Below are 21,858 nucleotides of genomic sequence, written 5' to 3'. Positions count from 1 at the left end.
TATACTATAAATATTCGTTTATTTTTACTTATATTATAAAAAAAGCTGTCCGAAAGAAATGTTCATCTACTATTCCAATAGATGTCATACATTTCTTTTAGGACAGCTTATTATTTTTTCTGAAGGCTGTTCTTGAAAACTATGTTGTTATTCACTAAGACGGGCTCTTCCTGCAGGTTACGTCTTAAGCAAATTTATCTCTTGAAGTAACATCATACATAGTCAAGTGATTAACGTAATCGCGAATTCGCCACCAAAATCTTCCACAGTAAATTTTTCCCAAAAGCAATACGCTCTAAGAAAACAGCCTTTCTCAAAATGGTTACTATTCTTCATCTTCTCCTAGGAAGGTTTCTAGCATTTCCTCGATAAGATCCCATTCTTCATCTGATTCAATTGGCTTTAAATCTCCTTGTTCTTCACCTGGAATAAAGCTCGATGCATGTATTTCAATTTCTCCATCTTCATCTTCGTCTTCAGCGCTTACTGGGTAATAGAGAACATAAGATTTCCCAAATTCCTCAGATTCAAACGTAAATAGTATTTCACATAATTCTTCGTTACCATCTTCATCAATGACTGTAATATGGTTATCACCGTGTTCCATTTATAATCCTCCTAGATCCCAATCCGTCGGGATATTTTACTATGAACTTATGACTGGCTATCTAAATAACCTTGTAAAATTAAACTCGCAGCCATCTTATCAATGACTCGTTTTCTCTTTTTCCGACTAACATCAGCAGATAGCAACACCCGTTCAGCAGCCATTGTTGTCAACCGCTCATCCCATAATTCCACTGGTATATGGAATTTGTTTTTCAAGACTTCCGCAAATTGCAAACTAATTTCACCACGTGGGCCTATTGTACCATTCATGTTTTTCGGCAAACCAACGATAATCTTCTCAATATTATATTCATTAATAATCTCTTCTAGTTCAGGTAATCCTGATTGCTGCTCTTCTTCCTTTATTTGTATCGTTTTTAACCCCTGTGCAGTCCAGCCGAACTCATCACTAACTGCAACACCGATTGTTTTTGAACCGACATCTAGTCCTAGTATACGCATTACATTTCCTCACGATGCTCTTGTATATAAAATTTCACTAATTCCTCGATAATCTCGTCTCTTTCTAATTTACGAATAATGTTTCTCGCATCCTTATGTCTTGGTATATAAGCGGGGTCACCAGATAATAAGTAACCTACAATTTGATTAATTGGATTATAACCTTTTTCCTCCAATGCTGAAAACACTTGTAAGAGCACTTTTTGAACTTCCTGGTCTATTGGCTCTTCTGGAAAATGAAATTGCATCGTTCGATCAAGTGAACTCATAGGAAATGCACCTCCGTTCAAACTTTGGTAGCGATCTTGTGACTTTATTTTACACTATTTTACACTACTTGTCCTAATTATGAAATCTTTTTTATCCAATCTTCTACAAATTGTAATGCTTCATTCAATTTGTTTGGGTCTTTTGCACCAGCTTGGGCCATATCAGGACGTCCACCGCCGCCGCCGCCACAAATACTTGCAACCTCTTTAATTAATTTCCCTGCATGATAGGTTGAAGTTAGGTCTTTTGTAACACCAGCAATTAATTGAACTCTCCCATCTAACACTGCACCTAAAACAATGACACCAGATTCAATTTTTTGTTTTAATTCGTCTAACATTGTTCGTAACTGATTCGATTCACTAATCTCCACTTGACTTACAAGCAGTTTGACACCATTCACACCTTTTACTTTACTAATTATATTTTTTGCTTCTATATTTCCTAATTTTGCTGTTAATGATTCGATTTCCTTATGCAATTCTTTCATTTCTTTTTGCAACGAATCAACTTTTTCTGGAACATCTTTCACATTAGCTTTAAGTTTATGCGCCGTCTCATTGAGTAATTGAATTTGTTCAGTCATGTAATGGTATGCTTTTTCACCCGTTACTGCTTCAATTCTTCTAGTTCCCGCTCCAATTCCTGTTTCAGAAACGAGTTTAAATAATCCAATTGCAGCCGTATTTGGCACGTGGCAACCACCACAAAGTTCAATAGAGTAATCACCAATTTTTACGACACGGACAATCTCACCATATTTTTCACCAAACAAGGCCATTGCTCCCATTGCTTTTGCTTCATCAATCGGTTTTTCCATAATCTCAACTGGTAAGCTCGCCCAAATTTGTTCATTAACAATTGTTTCTACTTTTAATAATTCTTCTTCTGTTACTTGACCGAAATGTGAAAAGTCAAAACGTAGACGGTCAGGTTCAACTAAAGATCCAGCTTGGTTAACATGCTCACCAAGTACTTCTTTTAAAGCTTTGTGGAGTAGGTGTGTTGCTGAGTGATTTTTTGTTATTCGTAAACGATTCTTTGCATCAATTTTTGCAAATACTTTTTGACTTACTTCTACATTCCCTTCTATTATACGAACACGATGTAAGTTTTGCCGATTAGGCGCCTTTTGTACATCAAGTACTTCCAATACAAGATGATCTGCTGTAATCGTTCCACGGTCTGCAATTTGTCCACCACTTTCCGCGTAAAATGGTGTCCGATCTAATATAAGCTGTACCTCTTGACCTTTTGTAGCACTTGAAATTGACTTTCCATCTTTAAGTAATGCAACAATTTCTGCATCTGTTTCAAGCGTCTCATAACCAACGAACGTACTAGGAACAGTTATATCACCTAAATCACCGCCCTGAACGTGCATGGAATCTACATCTTGACGAGCTTTACGTGCCCGTTCCCTTTGCAGCGCCATTTCCCTTTCGAACCCATTATGGTCAACTTTTAACCCAGCATCTTGAGCATATTCTTCGGTTAATTCAACTGGAAATCCATACGTATCATATAAGCGGAATACATCACTGCCTTGCACCATATCTAGGTTTTTTGCTTTTGCCTTATTCATTACTTCCGTTAAAATAGAAAGTCCCTCATTCAAGGTTTCATGAAATCGTTCTTCTTCATTCTTGACAACTTTTTGAATAAATTCTGTTTTACTTTTTACTTCCGGGTAATAGTCTTCCATGATTTCTCCAACAACTGGTACTAATTCATACATAAATGGCCGTTCGATATGAATTTGTTTTGCATAACGGACCGCTCGTCTTAAAAGGCGACGTAATACATAGCCACGCCCTTCATTCGATGGTAAGGCACCATCAGCGACTGCAAAAGTAACTGTCCGAATATGGTCTGCAATGACTTTAAATGCAACATCAAATTCATCATTTTTCCCATATTTCACCTGTGCAATTTCTTCTGTCTTTTGAATAATTGGGATGAAAAGGTCTGTTTCAAAATTTGTTTTCGCGTCTTGAATAACTGATGCCATTCTTTCAAGACCCATCCCAGTATCAATATTTTTCTTTGGTAGAGGAGTATATGTACCGTCTGGATTATGGTTAAATTGGGAGAATACTAAGTTCCACACTTCTAAATACCGTTCATTTTCCCCTCCTGGATACAATTCCGGATCGTTATCATCATTACCGTACGCAGGACCTCGATCATAGAAAATTTCTGAATTTGGTCCACTAGGTCCTTCTCCTATATCCCAGAAGTTTCCCTCTAAGCGAATAATTCTCTCTTCAGGAACACCTACTTTCTCATGCCAAATTTTATATGCTTCGTCATCTTCCGGATGGATAGTAACGGATAATTTTTCAGGTTCAAAGCCAATCCATTTCGGACTCGTTAAAAATTCCCAAGCCCAGATAATTGCTTCTTCTTTAAAATAATCACCTATGGAAAAATTCCCAAGCATTTCGAAAAAAGTATGGTGGCGTGCTGTTTTACCAACATTTTCAATATCATTTGTACGTATGGATTTTTGTGCGTTCGTAATTCTCGGATTTTCTGGCTTCACCCGACCATCAAAATATTTCTTTAATGTCGAAACCCCACTATTAATCCATAATAAAGATGGGTCATCATGTGGAATTAATGGAGCACTAGGTTCAATTGTATGTCCCTTTTCTTTAAAAAACTCTAGATACATACGCCGAATTTCTGCGCTTGTTAGTTTTTTCATTTTAAAGTTCCTCCTTCAACTATTCATTTCCTTTTCTTATAAAAAAAAAACAAAAAAACTCTTCTCCCAGAAAAGTTAGGGACGAAGAGTTTATATCCGTGGTACCACCCTAGTTATGAAAGCATCATACTTACTTCCATCACTCTACCTCTTTAACGCAAGAGTTGCGGCAGGGATTAGCTGCACTCAGGAGTAGCCTTCTGTCACGTACTTTCCTGGAATTTCTTTCAGCCAAGGAAACTCCTCTCTATGAATTGGATTCATATGTGACATACTCGTTCCATCAACGTATTAGAACTTATTCGAATTATACTATTCACTATTCTATTATTTGAATCAAAAGTTGTCAAATTAGACTAGAAATTACACGGTGTTTCGATTTCTAAATTGTTCGAACGCTTGCATAAAAGTAGTTTTTATAATTGCAACAATTGGGACAGCAAATATTAATCCAATCACTCCACCAATTTCTCCACCAATTAAAATTGAAAACATAATTAATAGTGGGTGCATTCGTAACGATTTACCAACAATATAAGGTGAAAGAATATTCCCCTCTACAAATTGGAGACAAAATAAAAAGAGAACAACAAAAATAACCATTTTAATTGATATTTGTGAGGCAATGATAGCTGCCGGGACGATACCGATAAACGGACCGAAATACGGAATGACATTCGTAATACCAATAATTGAGCCGAGTAACAAAGGATAATCGATTTTAATAATCCAGAAAAAAATTGAAGCAATAATTCCAACTGTTGCGCAAACAATTAATTGCCCCCGAATATAATTGCCTAATGATTGTTCTACGTTTTCAAGAAAAATAGAGGTTTGTTTTCGCCATTTTCTCGGAATAAATGACCAAAAAGTAGATTTTATATAAGCAATATCTTTCAAAAAATAAAAGGCGATAAATGGAATTAATAGGAGTAAAAAAAAGCGATCAAAAAGCCATAAAAAGAAGTTTAGCACCCGATCAATGAACCGTTCTATTCCATCGTTAATTTTATCAAAACCGGCATCGATTTGTTCATGAATGCCAAGTGGCCATGTTTTCGTTTTTTTCTCAATATAATTCGCCCACATCTCGTACTGGTCGATAAGCATCGGGACATTTTCTGATAGATCTTTAAGTTGTTTTATAAATATCGGAATACCTTTATAAACGGCATAACCAATTCCACCAAAAAATAGGACATAAACAAGAAAAACAGATAACCAACGTTGCAACCCATTTTTATGAAGTTTATCTACTAATGGATACAATAAATATGCGATAAACCCTGCAATAATAAATGGCAATAATACTGTAATGAAAATTTGAACAACTGGTTCCCACATTGGAGCTAATTTAATAAATATAAATAGGACTACGAATAATAGAAGTAAAAAGCCTAAACGATAAAACCATTTTACTTTAATATCCATCAACAACACTCTCCCGCAAAAGTAGTTTTGGGATTGTGTCATCATTTTATGCATAGGTTTTGGTTCGTTTTAATAAAAATATAGAAAACTCATTGCTTCAACCTTTAGGCGCAGGCGAGAGACTATCGTTCGCCGATAAAGCTCTTTTTGCTGCAGTTCATGCTGCTAGAGCCTACCTTGTGCGCCTATGCAGATAGGAAGTAGAAATTGAAAAATGAATACTTTCCTAATAGCCAAAAAAGTCCCCTACAGTACTACTAGGAGACTTTGAAATATCAAACTTTTCACTCAAGCATGGAAACGACGGTCTTCTTCTGAAAATAAATCGTCGAGGGAGGAAAGCGAGCCATCTTCTTCTACTTGATGTGTATGTATAACTCCTTTAGATATCGATAGCTCAATAAAGCAATTCCAGCAATAATATTGATTAATACCGATTTTACCAATATCCTTACTACGACAATTTGGACATGCTAATTCCACAATTTCACCTCAAGATACAATAAAATAGTTTTGTATTAACAGCTTGGACAAAATTGTGGAAATGTAAACATTTTTCGCCTTATTTATTATACAAAATTACCGATGATTTTTTTCCTATCTTCATTTGTTTTAAAAAGTGAGAGACAATATACGTAACCCTCACACTTTTTTCAAACTTAAGGCACCTAGATCTCTTCTTATACACTTCATAACTCGATCTCTCATCCATCATTTTCGACTACAAAATCATAAGGAGTAATATTCGTCATCCCAATCATTGGATCAACACTCATTAATCGTTCTTCATAAGACATTTCATTTGTAACCAATTCACAGATTTCAGTTTTTGTTGTTTTTAATTTGCCAACTAAACGTTGTTGTAAAGTTGTATTTCTCAAGTTATCATCAGTTTGATTGACAGCTGTTCGAAATGCATCTTCTTCTCCGCATATAATTAGCTTTTCTTTACTCCTTGTAATTGCAGTATAAATTAAATTCCGACGTAGCATTCGATGATATCCTCGTACAATAGGAAGAATGACAACTGGGAATTCACTTCCTTGAGATTTATGAATGCTACAGCAGTACGCTAACGTAATTTGGTTCAAATCTTGTCTTTGAAATGTAACTTCATTCCCATCAAAAGAAACAACTAATTGATCAACTTTTTCTTCTGTTTCCTTTGCAAAGAAAATTGCTATCACTTCTCCAATATCACCGTTAAAAATATTTTTTTCTGGTTGATTTACTAACTGCAATACTTTGTCTCCAACTCGATATATATTGTCGCCAAATTTCATCTCCCTACGGCGTTCGTTCGTTATTCCATTCATAATTTCTTGTAGAACTTTATTCAGTTCGTCAATTCCTGCAGGTCCTCTGTACATCGGCGCTAAAACTTGTATATCCTTTGACGTATACCCTTTATTCATTGCATGAAGAACGACTTGCTTTACTACATCAATAACTTGTGTCGTATGACATGATAAAAAGGAACGATCTTTCTGCTGTTTTTTTATATCATTCGGGATCGTCCCATTTTTTATTGAATGAGCTAGTTGAATAATTGTAGAGCCACTTTCTTGGCGATAAATATCGGTTAAACGGACGGTTGGTATTTGTTTAGAAGCTAGTAAATCCTTTAATACTTGACCAGGTCCAACCGATGGTAACTGGTCTTCATCACCAACTAAAATTACTTGTATATGAGGAGGGAGTGCTTTGAAAAGATTATGTGCCAACCAAATATCAACCATTGACATTTCATCAATAATCATGATTTTGCCTTCAATCGGATTCTCTTCATTATAATCAAACGTCTCCGTCCCGTTCCACCCTAATAAACGGTGAATCGTTACAGCAGGTAAGCCGGTTGATTCAGCCATTCGTTTTGCTGCACGCCCTGTTGGAGCAGCTAATACAAATGGAAATACTTCTTCCTTTTTATAATCTTTTGGGTCTAAGGAACAACCATGTAATTCTGCATATAGTTCAACAATTCCTTTAATTACGGTTGTTTTCCCCGTACCTGGTCCTCCGGTTAAAATTAACATTGGACTCGACAAAGCTGTTTGAATCGCTTCTTTTTGCGAAGGTGCATATTGAATTCCGAGTCGTTCTTCAAGACCGCCAAGAGCTAGTAAAAACTCCGATTCTGGAAATTGATCCGCATATTCTTTCTGTTCTAAAATTCTTTTAATGTTCGTAACAATACCTTTTTCGGAATAATAAACAGACGGTAAAAAAACGCGTTCCTCTTCAACAACAACTTTCCCTTCCTCTTCTAACTTTAATAATTCATAATCGATATCTTCAGGGAAAATTTCTTCGGGTTGATTTGATTCAAGCAACGTTTTCACAGCCTGTATAAATGACTCCTTTTCTAAAAAACAATGACCTTCCTGAATACAATTTGTTTCTAATGTATATAAACATCCTGCTTTTACACGGTCTGGGTGATTTCCTTGTAACCCAAGCTTAAATCCTAGTTCATCAGCCCGCCCAAAACCAATTCCTTCGATATCTTCTACTAATCTATAAGGATTATGTTCAACAATTTCCATCGTTTGCTCTTTGTACGTCTGATAAATTCTCATCGATAACTGCGGGCCAAATCCATATTGATTTAGTCCAACCATGATATGTTCCAGCCCTTGATGTTCAAGGAGGGTTTCATGTAAAAGTTTTGCTTTATCACCTGGTAGTTTAGGAACGGTATCTAACAGTGAGGGTTGTTTAAGAATGCGTTCAATCGCATTTTCTCCAAGCGCTTCGACAATATTTTCCGCCGTTTTTTTACCAATTCCTTTAAATAACTCACTAGATAAATATTGAATGACCCCTTCTTTTGACTTCGGAAGGTCTTTACGAAAATGTTCTACTTGAAACTGTGGACCATATTTCGGGTGTTCTGTTAGTCGCCCATAAAAAATATATGTTTCTTCTTCATATAATCGGGGGAAGTAGCCTGTCACAACAGCGTCTTTTTTAATTCCTTCTTCACTAGATTCATCAACCCGAACTCGTAAAACAGTATATAGATTTTGTTCATTATGAAAAATCGTTACAATTGGGCGACCTTTAATAAATTGTTCTTCTTCCACCGGCATCTGAACCCCCTTTTTAACAAATTTAAAACGAAGTAATACATTAAATCAAGTGCTCTTTCGTATGATGTAAATCTTTCAACATACATTATATAGAAAAAGGATTAAAAAGGATAGAGGACCAGCAAATAATCGCTGATCCCCTCTTTTATCCAACATATGTTAAACGTTCTTTGTTTTTAAAAATTTGATCGATTGTTCCGCCACCAAGACATTCCTCACCGTCATAAAATACAACCGCTTGACCTGGTGTAACGGCTCGAATCGGTTCATCGAATTCAATCTTTGCTTGATTGCTATTTAACAACGTCACTGTTACACCGTGATCAGGCTGACGATAACGGAATTTTGCTGTACATTTAAATTGGGTAGGTTTATCAACATTTGAAACCCAACTAATATTTGTAGCAATTATTGAATCAGAATAAAGGGCTTCATGATCGTATCCTTGTCCAACTAATAAGACGTTTCTCTTCAAGTCTTTTCCAACGACAAACCACGGATCTCCAGAACCACCAATTCCTAACCCATGCCGTTGTCCAATCGTATAGTACATGAGTCCTTCATGGAAACCTTTCATTTCTCCTGTTAATGTTTCCATTCGGCCAGGCTGTGCTGGTAAATATTTACCTAAAAACTCTTTAAAATTACGTTCACCAATAAAACAAATTCCTGTACTATCTTTTTTTGTTGCAGTTGCAAGATTCGCTTCTGCAGCAATTTCACGTACACGCTTTTTATCCATATGACCGATTGGGAACATCACTTTTGAAATTTGCTCTTGGGAAAGCTGGTTTAAAAAGTATGTTTGATCTTTATTTGTATCCTTTCCCCGGAGCATTTTAAATTCACCGTCTATATATTTTACTTGAGCATAATGACCCGTTGCTAAATAATCTGCCCCAAGTTTCATCGCATGGTCTAAAAAAGCCTTAAACTTTATTTCTTTATTACACATTACATCTGGATTTGGTGTCCGACCAGCTTTATATTCATCAAGGAAGTAAGTAAATACTTTATCCCAATATTCTTTCTCAAAATTAACTGCATAATAAGGAATGCCGATTTGATTACATACACGAATCACGTCTTCATAGTCTTCTGTCGCTGTACATACGCCAAATTCATCTGTATCATCCCAGTTTTTCATAAATACGCCGATTACATCATATCCTTGCTGTTTTAATAAATATGCAGCAACCGAAGAATCTACCCCACCACTCATACCAACAACAACACGAATATCTTTTGGTTCTTTCATTTTGTTCACCGCCAATCTCTGTCTTCCTATTCTTTTGTTAACCGTTTGACAATGTTCGCTGTTTTCTCAGCAACTATTTTTATTTGATCAATCGTATTCCCAAAACCAAAACTAAAGCGAATGGAGTTAGTTAATTCATTCGCATCACGCCCATACATCGCTTTTAACACATGACTTGGTTCTAAGGATCCAGCTGTACAAGCTGATCCACTTGATGCAGCAATTCCCTCTAAATCAAGATTAACAAGCATTTGCTCAACATTTGTATTTGGAAAACTAATATTTACAATATGTGGCAGCCGCGCATCTTGTGCACCATTAACGGTACATTCAACATCATTATTTTTTAACGTATCGATAAATATCGTCCGTAATTGTTCATAATGTAAATACTTATTCTCCATTTCTCGTTGACTGAGTTCAACTGCTTTTTTAAATCCTACAATGGCAGGGACATTTTCAGTACCAGCTCGGCGTTTCCTTTCTTGTTCTCCACCATATAGTGAAGGAGTTAACTTCAATCCATGTTTAGCAAATAAAAAGCCAACACCTTTTGGACCATTTAATTTGTGGGCAGATACAGATAATAAATCAATTCCTAATGTTTGTACATTAATTGGCAATATACCATAAGCTTGAACAGCATCTGTATGAAAATAAGCTGAATGATTCGCTAATAGTTTTCCAATTTTTGCGATTGGCTGAACTGAACCAACTTCATTATTTGCAAACATAATCGAAACGAGTATCGTATCTTCACGTAAAGCTTGTTTCACATCTTCTATACGTACTAAGCCATTATTATCAACAGGCAAATAGGTCACTTCAAAGCCATTCTTCTCCAATATTTCACACGTATGCAATACGGCATGGTGTTCAATTTTCGTCGTGATGATATGTTTTCCATTGTTTTTATTTGCGAGCGCGGTGCCAATGATCGCCATATTATCTGCTTCTGTTCCACCACTTGTAAAAATAATTTCTTGAAAATCAGCATTTATTGACTTTGCTATTGTAGCTCTTGCATCATCGATTATTCTGCGTGCTTCACGACCAAATGAATGGATGCTTGAAGGATTCCCGAACGTATTTTGCATCACATTTGTCATTACTTCAATTACTTCTGGATGAATAGGTGAAGTAGCCGCATGATCCACATAAATCCTTTCCATTTTTTCCACCTACTTTATTGTTCCTTTTATCATTTATTTTTAAATATAAAACATATATCCTTGATCATTTGTATCTGCTTCGGAATGGCTTGCTAAATCCTCCAAAGTTGTATAGTCTAACACATTTTTTATTGCATCACTAATCCGCATCCATAATTCTCTTTTCGCAGGTTCTTCATCCTCAATTCCCTCAACTAGCTGAATTGGCCCTTCTAGAACCCGAATCACATCACCTGCAGTAATTTTTGCTGGGTCATCTGCTAAAGTATATCCTCCATACGCTCCACGAATACTTTTCACTAGGCTCGCATTCCTTAAGGGGGAAATAATTTGTTCCAAGTAATGTTCAGACAAGTTATTCGCTTTAGCAATTGATTTTAATGCAATTGGCCCTTCCCCATACTTTTTCGCTAATTCAATCATAATTGTTAATCCATAGCGTCCTTTAGTCGATATTTTCATCTAATACACTCCTATTACATAACCATTTCATTATTTTTTTCCTGCCTTGTACGAATCAGTTCCCTTAGCAGCTCGGTCTTTTTATAAAAATAAGGAATTGTTAATCCTGAAATATGACCAATGAATAAACTAATAATAATCGTCCCTACATGAACCGGCCCACCTAAAAGCCAACCAACGATTAATACGGACACTTCCATAATTAATCGAACATTCGCAACCTTCCATCCTTTTTTTACATGAAGTGCCATCATTAAGCTATCTCGTGGTCCCGTTCCAAATTGAGCGGAAATATATATTCCCATTCCAACAGCTAATAAAAAAATCCCACTAATGAGTATAAGTAGCTTATATACGATGACTGATGGTTCAATAGGAATAATCATAAACACGTCAATAAATAAACCTACAAAAATCATATTTAAATAAGCCCCAAATTGTGGCCATTTTTTCATTATTATGCTAGATATTGCTAATATAAAAATACCAACAATAATATTCCAAGTTCCAATCGTAAGTCCAAACTGTTTATATAAGCCGATATGCAAAACGTCCCACGGAGCAACTCCAATATCAGCTTTAATCGTAAGTACAATTCCAAAAGACATAACGATGATGCCGAAAAAATAAATAATGAATTGTACAGTACGTTCAAGTTTTGACATTTTTCTGTCCCCTTTATTATGCATAGCAATAACCATTTTGCTATTATAACATACTTTTCTATTGTTAACTACAGTGTTTGCTTTCACTTTATTCTTAAGAAGGATAATCCAGCTAGTTCGATAAAAAACTTAAGGTGTACAAGCCTTGGTAAAGCGATAGACTAGAGTTCGCTTGATAAGAAAGAGAGCTTTTCGGCTTTGATGTAGCTGCTTACGCCTTCCTTTTTCGCTTAAGCGCACAAGGAAAGTAGATATTTGAAAATGTAGCTTAAGGTATTTGATTCTTTCCACAAGAAATTGTTTATGATAGATTTAGGATGAGACTTATATAAACAATTTTAAGGGGCAATAAAATAAAATGAGTACACAACCATTAGCATACCGAATGCGACCTAGAGTAATTGAAGAAGTCACAGGACAAGAACATCTTGTTGGAGAAGGAAAAATTATTCATCGGATGGTGAAGGCAAAACAATTATCATCAATGATATTGTATGGTCCTCCAGGCGTTGGAAAAACTTCAATCGCTAGTGCTATCGCGGGAAGTACGGACTTTGCATTTCGCATGCTAAACGCTGTAACAAATAACAAAAAAGATATGGAAATTGTTGTAGAAGAGGCAAAAATGAGTGGAAAAGTCATTTTACTCCTTGATGAAGTCCATCGTTTAGATAAAGCAAAGCAAGATTTTCTACTTCCTTATTTAGAAAACGGGATGATTGTTTTAATTGGTGCTACGACCGGAAATCCGTATCATGTCATTAATCCTGCCATTCGGAGTCGCTGTCAAATTTTCGAGTTAAAACCTTTGCAGCCGGAAGATATTAGACAAGTTTTAAATCGAGCGCTTCATGATAAAGAAAGAGGTTTAGGTAAATATACAGTGAAAATTTCTGACGATGCGCTAAATTTTTTAGCGAATGCTACGAATGGAGATGTTCGCAGCGCCTTAAATGGATTAGAGTTAGCGGTATTGTCAACCGAAGCAAATGAAGATGGGAAAATCTATATTACATTAGAAATTGCTCAAGAGTGTGTTCAAAAGAAAGGTTTCAACCATGATCGTAATGGTGATGCCCATTATGATGTGTTGTCCGGTTTTCAGAAATCAATTCGTGGTAGTGACGTTAATGCGGCGCTCCATTATTTAGGCCGATTAATTGTCGCTGGAGATCTTCCAAGTATCGTACGAAGACTACTCGTTATTGCCTATGAAGATATCGGTCTTGCTAACCCACAGGCAGCTGCCAGAACAATCGCTGCAGTTACAACAGCTGAAAAAATTGGCTTTCCTGAGGCACGAATTCCGTTAGCCAACGCGGTTATCGACCTTTGCTTGTCACCTAAATCAAATTCTGCAATTATGGCAATTGATGCTGCGATTCATGATATTGAGAAAGGACTTGGGGGAGAAGTACCAGATCATCTAAAAGATGCGCATTATCAAGGTGCAAAGAAACTTGGCCGCGGAATCGATTATAAGTATCCGCATGACTCTGAATCTGGTTGGGTAAAACAGCAGTACTTACCCAATACGTTAAAAGGAAAAAAATATTATGAACCTAAAAAAACAGGTAAATATGAAATTGCTCTTTCTCAAGTTTATGAGAAGATAAATGAATTAATGAAATAATCTTAAAGTGAAACAGCAAATTGAATGGACAACCTCGCCTCAATATTGTTCCAGGTAACCTTCACGATATTACTTATTTTAAAGTTTGCTCGCGTATCCATACATTAAAAAACTAGTGAGGCCTAACTTCTCACTAGTTTTTTTAACGATAATCTTCATGCTCAAAGAATGAATTAAACGAGCGCCTCATCGATGACACGATAAATGTGTACGTCCGATAATAATTCTCTTATTACATAAGAAGCCATAATCAATCCAGCCACAGATGGGACAAACGCATTGGAAGATGGGGGCATTTTTGCTTTCCGTATTTCAGAATTTTCGTTTCCAACGTATTGACGTACGTCTTCACGAATAACAATCGGACTTTCATCAGAAAATACAACCGGAATCCCTTTTTTAATTCCTGCCTTTTTCAAATGTTGGCGAATTACACGAGCAATTGGATCAGTATGAGTTTTGGAAATATCAGCAATTTGAAAACGAGTTGGATCCATTTTATTTGCTGCACCCATACTCGAGATGATAGGAATATTCCGTTTTAAACATTCTTTCATAATATGAATTTTGTATATAATTGTATCTGATGCATCTACAACAAAATCAATCCCATAATTGAATATTTCTTCATATGTTTCTTCTGTATAAAACATTTTTAGTGCAATGACTTCACATTCTGGATTAATATCGGCAATTCGTTCCTTCATTAAATCAACTTTTGGCTGACCAACTGTAGAAAGAAGAGCAATAACTTGTCGGTTTACATTGGTAATATCAACATCATCTTTATCGATTAGTACTAACCTTCCTACCCCACTTCTTGCTAGAGCCTCTGCAGCAAAGGATCCAACTCCTCCAATACCGAGGACAAGAACAGTTGTATCTTTTAGTTTCTTTAATCCTTCTTTACCAATAGCCAATTCATTTCGTGAAAATTGATGTAACATATCTCCACATCCTTTAGTTAGAGTAAACTCAAATGCTAGAAACCTATTTTTATAGAAATTAGACAAAAGAAATACCCTTTGAGTTTCAAAAGGTATATAAGTCAGAACCAAGTATACGGGCAAAGAAAAAGAGACGTCCCAATCGTGCCGTTGTTTGAATCGCCGTTTTGAACCCGCTCTCGGCAGGTGGGTGTTCTGTTCTAAGTTTTACAAGTCCACATTACGAGGCATTTGTTCCACTTAGAAACAACAAACTCCCTAAGGCAAAAGTGTTCGGTCAAAACATTTAGCAAACTCTCGGTCACATCAGGACTCTCTTTATTTGTCTGTATAATACCATAAATAAAGCGTGTTTTTCAAGTAATCGGAGTAGGTAATTACACCCTCTCTGACATATTATTTACAGTAAGCTTAAGCTCATCCAATTGGGCCTCACTAACTTCTCCAGGGGCATTTGTTAACAAATCACTTGCACTTGCCGTTTTTGGAAATGCAATTGTATCACGAAGATTTGTTCTGTCAGCAAGCAACATGACAAAACGGTCTAAGCCTAACGCAATTCCGCCATGTGGTGGTGTACCATATTCAAAAGCATCCATAAGGAAACCGAATTGACTACGTGCTTGTTCATCTGTGAAACCAAGTGCTCGGAACATTTTCTCTTGAATATCTCTTTCAAAAATACGTAATGAACCACCGCCTAGTTCATAACCATTTAAAACAATATCGTATGCTTGGGCACGAACTTTTCCAGGGTCTGTTTCTAACAGTTCAATATCTTCCCTAAATGGCATTGTGAACGGATGATGTGCAGCATAATAGCGGCCATCTTCTTCATCATATTCTAATAGTGGCCAATCCGTAACCCATAGGAAGTTGAATTTAGATTCATCAATCAGTTGTAAATCTTTACCAAACTTAAGACGTAGTGCACCAAGACTATCTGCAACAACTGATTTTTTGTCTGCTACAAACACTAACAAATCCCCAGCTTCTGCAGCAAAAATTGATTTTAATTGTGTTTGATCGGCTTCATTGAAAAACTTAGCAATCGGACCGTTAAATCCATCCTCAGTCACCTTCACCCATGCGAGACCTTTTGCACCATAACGCTTCACAAAGTCTGTTAACGCATCAATGTCTTTACGAGAATATTTTTCAGCTGAACCTTTTACATTAATACCCTTTACTTGTCCACCATTTGCGACTGTATCTGAAAAAACTTTAAAATTACTTTCTTTTACAGTTTCCGAAGCATCGATTAGTTCAAGTCCAAATCGAGTATCTGGTTTATCTGAGCCAAATCGATCCATCGCTTCATAATAAGTTAGTCGTGGAAATGGTATAGTTATATCCATTCCTTTCACGTCTTTCATTACCTTTTTCATCATCCGTTCAACAAGACGAATGATATCCTCTTGACTTAGAAAACTCATTTCCATATCGATTTGAGTAAACTCTGGCTGTCTATCCGCACGTAAATCTTCGTCACGGAAACAACGTGCCACTTGGAAATACCGATCAAATCCACTTACCATTAGTAATTGTTTAAAAATTTGTGGACTTTGAGGTAAAGCATAAAAATGACCTGGATATACTCGGCTCGGTACAAGATAATCCCGTGCTCCCTCTGGTGTACTCTTCGTTAAAATTGGTGTTTCTACTTCAAGAAATGCTTCTTCATCTAAAAAGTCACGAATGGATTTAACCGTTTTATGACGAAGCTTTAATGTTTCGAACATCATTGGTCGGCGCAAATCTAAATAGCGATATTTCAAACGTAACTCTTCTGAAACTTCAGCATCATTTTCAATCATAAATGGAGGGGTTTTTGATTCGTTTATAACCGTTACTTCCTCACATTTAATTTCAATTTTCCCAGTTTTTAATTTTGCGTTTTCTGTTCCTTTTTCTCGAGCAACTACTTCCCCTTTTATATCAACAACATATTCACTACGAATACTTTCAGCAATGGCAAGGGCTTCTTTCGATACATCAGGATTAAAAACAACTTGAACGATACCCGTCCGGTCCCTTAAATCAATAAAGATTAAGCCACCTAAGTCTCTTCTCTTTTGTACCCATCCTTTTAATACAACAGTTTCCCCGATATTCTTTTCGGAAATTTCACCACAATAATAGGTTCTTCCAAACATCGACATTTTTCCATCCTCCATTAAATTACAAGTTGCTTAATTTCTTCAATAAAAGACTGTAAATGAATTTCTTTTTGCTCACTTGTTTGCATGTTTTTCATTTGAATGATCCCTTGGTCTAATTCATCTTCACCTAAGATGAGTACATATTTAGCAGAAAGTCGATCAGCTGATTTTAACTGAGCTTTCATTTTTCGATTCGTATAATCTCGATCCGCTGAAAAACCATTATGACGTAAATCATTTAATAATTTAACCGAATAATCTTTCGCACGGTCTCCAAGTGCAATAAGGTAAAAGTCAATTTCATGAGGAAGATTTAATTGAACGTTTTCTGCTTCCAGTGCAGCAATTAATCGTTCGATACTTAATGCAAAACCAATTCCCGGTGTTTCTGGTCCACCAAATTCTTCAACTAAACCGTTGTAACGACCACCACCACATAAAGTTGTAATCGCTCCAAATCCTGCTGCTGAACTCATAATTTCAAATGTCGTTGCATTATAATAATCTAAACCACGTACTAACTTTGGATCAATGGTATATTCAATCCCTAAATCTGTTAAATATTGACAAACCTTCTCAAAATAAACTTTTGACTCATCATTTAAATAATCAAGAATTGACGGTGCTGTTTTCATTAGTTCATGATCACGATCTACTTTACAATCAAGAATTCTTAATGGATTTTTTTCAAGTCGGTTTTGACAATCTTTACAAAACTCATCGATACGTGGTTGAAAATGTTGAATTAATGCTTCGCGATGATTCGCGCGACTTTCCTTATCACCTAAACTATTAATAACTAGGTTTAAGTTTTTAAGACCAACTTGTTTATATATGTCCATGGCAAGACCAATCACTTCCGCATCAATGGCTGGATCTTGGCTTCCTAATGCTTCTACGCCAAATTGCACAAATTGACGATATCTTCCTGATTGAGGTCGTTCATAGCGAAACATAGGTCCGACATAATAAAGTTTTACAGGTTGGTTTGGATCGCCATACATTTTATTTTCTACAAAAGATCTTACAACAGCAGCTGTTCCCTCTGGTCTTAGCGTTAAATCTCGACCACCTCGATCTTGAAATGAATACATTTCCTTTTGGACAATATCTGTTGTATCTCCTACACCTCTTGCAAAAATGTCGGTATGTTCAAAGATGGGTGTACGGATTTCTTTGTAATGGTATTGCTTTGTAACTTCTCTCATTTTTTCTTCTATCCATTGCCAAACTTTTGCTTGTTCGGGGAGGATATCTTGAGTTCCTCTAGGTATTTGAACTTTCAATGTTTTACCTCCTTTAAATATGTATAAATAAATATTGTATGTAGTGCTTATTCTAGGATTGTAAATATAAAAGCAAAACAAAAAGCCCTCGTTCCTTGTAAAAAACCAAGGGACGAGAGCTGATCTCGCGGTGCCACCCTAATTGAAGAGAGAGTATTTCCAATCTTCCACTTTCGTCAGTTAACGCCTGAATACGTAAAACTCTTACTGAATCAAATGAATGATTGTTCAGAGATAACTTCAGGAGTGTCTTTCATTTCATCATCATGGAGGAATGGTTTCAGCCATGCCATCCCCTCTCTTTTCCATTTGGGGTGAAATTACTTTTCTCCGTCATCAGCTTAAAATATATTCTTATTGTTTATTAATGTTAAGGGAAGCAACTTCAATTGTCAAGTAGCTTATGAGCGAAAAAGTTGTTTTTTCAGTTTTCTTACTTCACCTAACGAAAGTCCATATTCTGAAGCTAATTCGAATGACGATGAATCTTCCTGTTTAACGATAAAATCATGGAAGTCGACACCAAATACTTGTTTACTTGATAAATTTGCATGTTCATTTTTGTCACTAGAATGCATGTTTGTTCCTCCTAGCCATAAGTCATTTGTCTTTATGTAGTATGCCCTTAAATTCATCGAGTTTTACATTGACTAGGAAGAAATCTGACCGAGCTTTCATCTCCCAAATGAATGGGGAGGATTCTTTCTCGAAGTTCCTAAAGAAAACTCTAAACGCACAAGCCTTAACGAAGAAAGACTAGAGATCGCTTAATAAGAAAGAGAATTTTTCGGCCGTAGCTATCTAGAGTCTTCCTTGTGCGCTTTTGCGTATAGGAACGTAGAAATTGGAGAATTAATGCTTTCCTATTAGCTAAAAAAGTTAAAACTATTTTCAGTTGGTCTTATTCATTCCATAAAAAAAGACAAACCGAATCTTCCACAGTTTGTCCACCTATTCTTATTTACTTTCAATGACTAATGTAACCGGTCCATCATTCGTGAAAGTAACATCCATCATTGCCCCAAATTCTCCTGTCTCAACAAGGATTTCTTTTTCTCGCAATTTCGCATTGAAATATTCATAAAGCTTATTTGCTTGTTCCGGTCTAGCTGCATCCATAAAATTTGGGCGTCTACCTTTACGAGTATCACCATATAAGGTGAATTGGGAAATAGATAGGATTTCTCCACCGATATCCTGTAGGGATAAATTCATTTTCCCATTTTCATCCTCAAATACACGTAAACCTGAAATTTTTTCTGCTAAATACTCAGCATCCCGTTCAGTATCTTCATGCGTTACACCTACAAGTAAAACAAAACCTTTTTCAATCTTACCAATTATATTTCCAGCAACAGATACAGAGGCCTTTTTTGCTCTTTGTAAGACAACTTTCATTAGAAACCTCCTCTAGTTCATTACCCGTCGGACGGAATAAATGTCGTGAATTTGTTTTATACGATCAACGACTTTCTTCAAGTGGGCAATATTTTGAATCGATATAGATAAATGAATAGAGGCCATTTTGTTTCGATCGGTTTTCCCTGAAACTTGGGAAATATTTGTTTTTGTTTCATTAACTGCCTGTAAAACTTCATTTAATAATCCTCTACGATCATAGCCGTTTATTTCTAAATCAACATTATATTCTTTCTTCGTTGACGCGTAACCTTCCCATTCAACTGGAATTAGTCGATCCCTTGCATCATCACCTTTGACATTTGGACAATCCGTACGGTGAACAGAAACACCTCGGCCTTTTGTAATGTATCCAACAATCTCATCTCCCGGAATTGGGCTGCAACATTTAGACAATCGGATGAGTAGGTTATCAATTCCTTTTACTCGAACACCTGGGTCATGACGGCGTGGATGTGCTACTGGTTTTGCCTCGGAAATTTCTTTTAATAATAATGCTTCTTCATTTTCTTTCTTCTTCCGTAGTTTCTCTGTTAAACGATTCGCTATTTGAGCAGCTGTTATTCCATTGTAGCCAACTGCAGCGTACATATCTTCTTCATTGGCAAAATTAAACTTGTCTGCTACCCGTTTTAAGTTATCTTGGGTCATAACTTCTTTTAACTCAAAATCAAGATTACGAATTTCTCGTTCCACAAGTTCTTTCCCTTTACTAACATTTTCTTCTTTTAATTGCCGTTTGAAGAACTGTTTAATTTTGTTTTTCGCTTGGGAAGTTTGGGCTAATTTAATCCAGTCCCGACTTGGACCATAAGAGTGCTTTGATGTAAGAATTTCGACGATGTCCCCTGTTTTCAATTTATAATCCAATGGAACCATCTTGTTATTTACTTTTGCGCCAATTGTTTTATTACCGATTTCCGAATGAATTCGATATGCAAAATCTATTGGTACAGATCCAGACGGTAGCTCAAACACCTCTCCTTTTGGAGTAAACACATAAACCATATCGGAAAATAAATCGACTTTTAATGATTGCATGAACTCTTCAGCATTCGTCGATTCATTTTGGAACTCCAAAATTTCTCTGAACCAAGTTAATTTTTTTTCGAATTGGTCACGATTGTTTGCTTTTTTTCCTTCTTTATATGCCCAGTGTGCGGCAATCCCGTACTCAGCAATTTGATGCATTTCAAAAGTCCTGATTTGTACTTCTAGCGGATCACCTTTTGGTCCGATGACAGTCGTATGTAAGGACTGATACATATTTTGCTTTGGCATCGCAATATAATCTTTAAATCTACCCGGCATTGGTTTCCAACAAGTATGGATAATCCCTAGTACAGCATAACAGTCTTTAATACTATTTACGATAATACGGACGGCTAACAAATCATAAATTTCGTTAAATTGTTTGTTTTGTAATACCATTTTTCGATAAATACTATAAATATGTTTCGGCCGACCAGTAATTTCCGCTTTAATGGCTACTTCATCAACCCGATTTTGAACTTCATCAATAACTTGATGAATATATTCTTCTCTTTCAGCCCGTTTTCTCTTCATTAAATTGACAATTCGATAATATTGTTGAGGATTTAAATAGCGGAGGGCTGTATCCTCTAGTTCCCATTTAATTTTCGAAATCCCTAAACGATGGGCAAGGGGGGCGAAAATCTCTAACGTCTCATTCGCAATTCGTCGCTGTTTTTCTTCCGGTAAATGTTTTAACGTCCGCATATTATGCAAGCGGTCAGCAAATTTAATTAATATGACCCGCATATCTTTAGCCATTGCGACAAGCATTTTTCGATGATTTTCAGCCTGTTGCTCTTGATGAGATTTATATTTAATTTTGCCAAGCTTCGTAACACCGTCTACTAACATTGCGATTTCAGTACTAAACTCTTGTTCAATTTGCTCAAAAGTAATTTCTGTATCTTCTACGACATCATGTAAAAAGCCCGCAGCTAATGTAGCTGGATCCATTTTTAAATCCGCAAGAATCCCTACTACTTGAATCGGATGAACAATATACGGTTCTCCAGACTTACGGATTTGATCATGATGTGCAAACTCAGCAAATTCATATGCACGTCGAACTAAAGCAGTATGTTCTTCGTTTAAATATCCGCTAACTTTTTCCATACATTCTTCAATTGTTATTGTTTGATCGGAACTCATGTTAATCACCTTTATAAAATGCATCTTTACTTGCTTGTTAACGTACAATTAATTGTATCTATTATTTATAAAAAAATACGAAAAGTAAAGTATTTT

Annotated in this window: 18 protein-coding genes, 1 other RNA gene and 2 other annotated features; of the genes, 1 reads left to right on the top strand and 18 read right to left on the bottom strand. The window is 36.1% G+C overall.

Annotated features, from left to right (window positions below):
* Positions 1-325 precede the first annotated feature (325 nt).
* From BN2144_RS11380 to BN2144_RS11330, 11 genes are all read right to left on the bottom strand, one after another.
* Positions 326-607: a DUF1292 domain-containing protein gene (locus tag BN2144_RS11380; protein WP_033828337.1), complete on the bottom strand. Its 282-nt coding sequence runs from the start codon at positions 605-607 to the stop codon at positions 326-328.
* 47 nt (positions 608-654) lie between these two features.
* The gene (gene ruvX / locus BN2144_RS11375; protein ID WP_033828336.1) at positions 655-1,071 is read right to left on the bottom strand and encodes a Holliday junction resolvase RuvX; all 417 of its coding nucleotides are present in this window, start codon (positions 1,069-1,071) and stop codon (positions 655-657) included.
* Complete coding sequence (locus BN2144_RS11370) at positions 1,071-1,340, bottom strand: IreB family regulatory phosphoprotein (protein WP_033828335.1); 270 nt, start codon at positions 1,338-1,340, stop codon at positions 1,071-1,073. Before BN2144_RS11370 ends, ruvX begins: the two co-directional genes overlap by 1 nt.
* A gap of 77 nt (positions 1,341-1,417) precedes the next feature.
* Positions 1,418-4,051, bottom strand: coding sequence for an alanine--tRNA ligase (gene alaS, locus BN2144_RS11365; protein WP_033828334.1), 2,634 nt, complete (start codon positions 4,049-4,051; stop codon positions 1,418-1,420).
* A gap of 74 nt (positions 4,052-4,125) precedes the next feature.
* Positions 4,126-4,347: a binding site (T-box leader), on the bottom strand.
* A 67-nt stretch (positions 4,348-4,414) separates the two neighbouring features.
* The gene (locus BN2144_RS11360; RefSeq protein ID WP_033828333.1) at positions 4,415-5,482 is read right to left on the bottom strand and encodes an AI-2E family transporter; all 1,068 of its coding nucleotides are present in this window, start codon (positions 5,480-5,482) and stop codon (positions 4,415-4,417) included.
* Positions 5,483-5,770: 288 nt separating this feature from the next.
* Positions 5,771-5,965 (bottom strand): hypothetical protein, encoded by a 195-nt coding sequence (locus BN2144_RS11355; protein ID WP_033828332.1) that lies wholly within the window; start codon positions 5,963-5,965, stop codon positions 5,771-5,773.
* Positions 5,966-6,186: 221 nt separating this feature from the next.
* The gene (gene recD2 / locus BN2144_RS11350; RefSeq protein ID WP_033828331.1) at positions 6,187-8,574 is read right to left on the bottom strand and encodes an SF1B family DNA helicase RecD2; all 2,388 of its coding nucleotides are present in this window, start codon (positions 8,572-8,574) and stop codon (positions 6,187-6,189) included.
* Between the two features lie 145 nt (positions 8,575-8,719).
* On the bottom strand, positions 8,720-9,832 hold the full coding sequence (gene mnmA / locus BN2144_RS11345; RefSeq protein WP_033828607.1) for a tRNA 2-thiouridine(34) synthase MnmA: 1,113 nt from the start codon (positions 9,830-9,832) through the stop codon (positions 8,720-8,722).
* A gap of 26 nt (positions 9,833-9,858) precedes the next feature.
* Positions 9,859-11,004 (bottom strand): cysteine desulfurase family protein, encoded by a 1,146-nt coding sequence (locus BN2144_RS11340; RefSeq protein ID WP_033828330.1) that lies wholly within the window; start codon positions 11,002-11,004, stop codon positions 9,859-9,861.
* Between the two features lie 39 nt (positions 11,005-11,043).
* Entirely contained in the window at positions 11,044-11,466 is a 423-nt protein-coding gene (gene cymR, locus BN2144_RS11335) for a cysteine metabolism transcriptional regulator CymR (protein ID WP_033828329.1), read from the bottom strand.
* Positions 11,467-11,480: 14 nt separating this feature from the next.
* Positions 11,481-12,131 (bottom strand): YczE/YyaS/YitT family protein, encoded by a 651-nt coding sequence (locus tag BN2144_RS11330; RefSeq protein WP_094763123.1) that lies wholly within the window; start codon positions 12,129-12,131, stop codon positions 11,481-11,483.
* A gap of 358 nt (positions 12,132-12,489) precedes the next feature.
* On the opposite strand from BN2144_RS11330, the gene BN2144_RS11325 reads away from it, so the two are divergent.
* On the top strand, positions 12,490-13,764 hold the full coding sequence (locus BN2144_RS11325) for a replication-associated recombination protein A (RefSeq protein ID WP_033828328.1): 1,275 nt from the start codon (positions 12,490-12,492) through the stop codon (positions 13,762-13,764).
* A 173-nt stretch (positions 13,765-13,937) separates the two neighbouring features.
* Here the strand turns inward: BN2144_RS11325 and BN2144_RS11320 are convergent, their stop codons facing one another.
* From BN2144_RS11320 to BN2144_RS11295, 7 genes are all read right to left on the bottom strand, one after another.
* Positions 13,938-14,711 carry a tRNA threonylcarbamoyladenosine dehydratase gene (locus BN2144_RS11320; protein WP_033828327.1) on the bottom strand — a complete coding sequence of 258 codons (774 nt, stop codon included), beginning with the start codon at positions 14,709-14,711 and terminating at the stop codon, positions 13,938-13,940.
* Between the two features lie 131 nt (positions 14,712-14,842).
* Positions 14,843-15,027: non-coding RNA, 6S RNA (gene ssrS / locus BN2144_RS19215), on the bottom strand.
* A gap of 61 nt (positions 15,028-15,088) precedes the next feature.
* Positions 15,089-16,867 (bottom strand): aspartate--tRNA ligase, encoded by a 1,779-nt coding sequence (aspS, locus tag BN2144_RS11315; RefSeq protein WP_033828605.1) that lies wholly within the window; start codon positions 16,865-16,867, stop codon positions 15,089-15,091.
* Positions 16,868-16,887: 20 nt separating this feature from the next.
* Entirely contained in the window at positions 16,888-18,159 is a 1,272-nt protein-coding gene (gene hisS, locus BN2144_RS11310) for a histidine--tRNA ligase (protein WP_033828326.1), read from the bottom strand.
* A 105-nt stretch (positions 18,160-18,264) separates the two neighbouring features.
* Positions 18,265-18,505: a binding site (T-box leader), on the bottom strand.
* Positions 18,506-18,560: 55 nt separating this feature from the next.
* Positions 18,561-18,737 (bottom strand): hypothetical protein, encoded by a 177-nt coding sequence (locus BN2144_RS20110; RefSeq protein WP_033828325.1) that lies wholly within the window; start codon positions 18,735-18,737, stop codon positions 18,561-18,563.
* 379 nt (positions 18,738-19,116) lie between these two features.
* The gene (gene dtd / locus BN2144_RS11300) at positions 19,117-19,557 is read right to left on the bottom strand and encodes a D-aminoacyl-tRNA deacylase (RefSeq protein WP_033828324.1); all 441 of its coding nucleotides are present in this window, start codon (positions 19,555-19,557) and stop codon (positions 19,117-19,119) included.
* A 12-nt stretch (positions 19,558-19,569) separates the two neighbouring features.
* The gene (locus BN2144_RS11295) at positions 19,570-21,762 is read right to left on the bottom strand and encodes a RelA/SpoT family protein (protein ID WP_033828323.1); all 2,193 of its coding nucleotides are present in this window, start codon (positions 21,760-21,762) and stop codon (positions 19,570-19,572) included.
* Positions 21,763-21,858 lie beyond the last annotated feature (96 nt).

Source organism: Bacillus andreraoultii, from assembly GCF_001244735.1.
GTDB lineage: Bacteria > Bacillota > Bacilli > Bacillales > Caldibacillaceae > Caldifermentibacillus > Caldifermentibacillus andreraoultii.
Note: the sequence above shows the minus strand (reverse complement) of the source record. Positions and strands in the feature narration are given on the sequence as shown.

Excerpts from the sequence above, each read along its gene's own strand:
- BN2144_RS11380 (WP_033828337.1), bottom strand. The coding sequence starts at position 607 with ATGGAACACGGTGATAACCATATTACAGTCATTGATGAAGATGGTAAC.
- ruvX (WP_033828336.1), bottom strand. The coding sequence starts at position 1,071 with ATGCGTATACTAGGACTAGATGTCGGTTCAAAAACAATCGGTGTTGCA.
- BN2144_RS11370 (WP_033828335.1), bottom strand. The coding sequence starts at position 1,340 with ATGAGTTCACTTGATCGAACGATGCAATTTCATTTTCCAGAAGAGCCA.
- alaS (WP_033828334.1), bottom strand. The coding sequence starts at position 4,051 with ATGAAAAAACTAACAAGCGCAGAAATTCGGCGTATGTATCTAGAGTTT.
- BN2144_RS11360 (WP_033828333.1), bottom strand. The coding sequence starts at position 5,482 with ATGGATATTAAAGTAAAATGGTTTTATCGTTTAGGCTTTTTACTTCTA.
- recD2 (WP_033828331.1), bottom strand. The coding sequence starts at position 8,574 with ATGCCGGTGGAAGAAGAACAATTTATTAAAGGTCGCCCAATTGTAACG.
- mnmA (WP_033828607.1), bottom strand. The coding sequence starts at position 9,832 with ATGAAAGAACCAAAAGATATTCGTGTTGTTGTTGGTATGAGTGGTGGG.
- BN2144_RS11340 (WP_033828330.1), bottom strand. The coding sequence starts at position 11,004 with ATGGAAAGGATTTATGTGGATCATGCGGCTACTTCACCTATTCATCCA.
- cymR (WP_033828329.1), bottom strand. The coding sequence starts at position 11,466 with ATGAAAATATCGACTAAAGGACGCTATGGATTAACAATTATGATTGAA.
- BN2144_RS11330 (WP_094763123.1), bottom strand. The coding sequence starts at position 12,131 with ATGTCAAAACTTGAACGTACTGTACAATTCATTATTTATTTTTTCGGC.
- BN2144_RS11325 (WP_033828328.1), top strand. The coding sequence starts at position 12,490 with ATGAGTACACAACCATTAGCATACCGAATGCGACCTAGAGTAATTGAA.
- BN2144_RS11320 (WP_033828327.1), bottom strand. The coding sequence starts at position 14,711 with ATGTTACATCAATTTTCACGAAATGAATTGGCTATTGGTAAAGAAGGA.
- aspS (WP_033828605.1), bottom strand. The coding sequence starts at position 16,867 with ATGTTTGGAAGAACCTATTATTGTGGTGAAATTTCCGAAAAGAATATC.
- BN2144_RS20110 (WP_033828325.1), bottom strand. The coding sequence starts at position 18,737 with ATGCATTCTAGTGACAAAAATGAACATGCAAATTTATCAAGTAAACAA.
- dtd (WP_033828324.1), bottom strand. The coding sequence starts at position 19,557 with ATGAAAGTTGTCTTACAAAGAGCAAAAAAGGCCTCTGTATCTGTTGCT.
- BN2144_RS11295 (WP_033828323.1), bottom strand. The coding sequence starts at position 21,762 with ATGAGTTCCGATCAAACAATAACAATTGAAGAATGTATGGAAAAAGTT.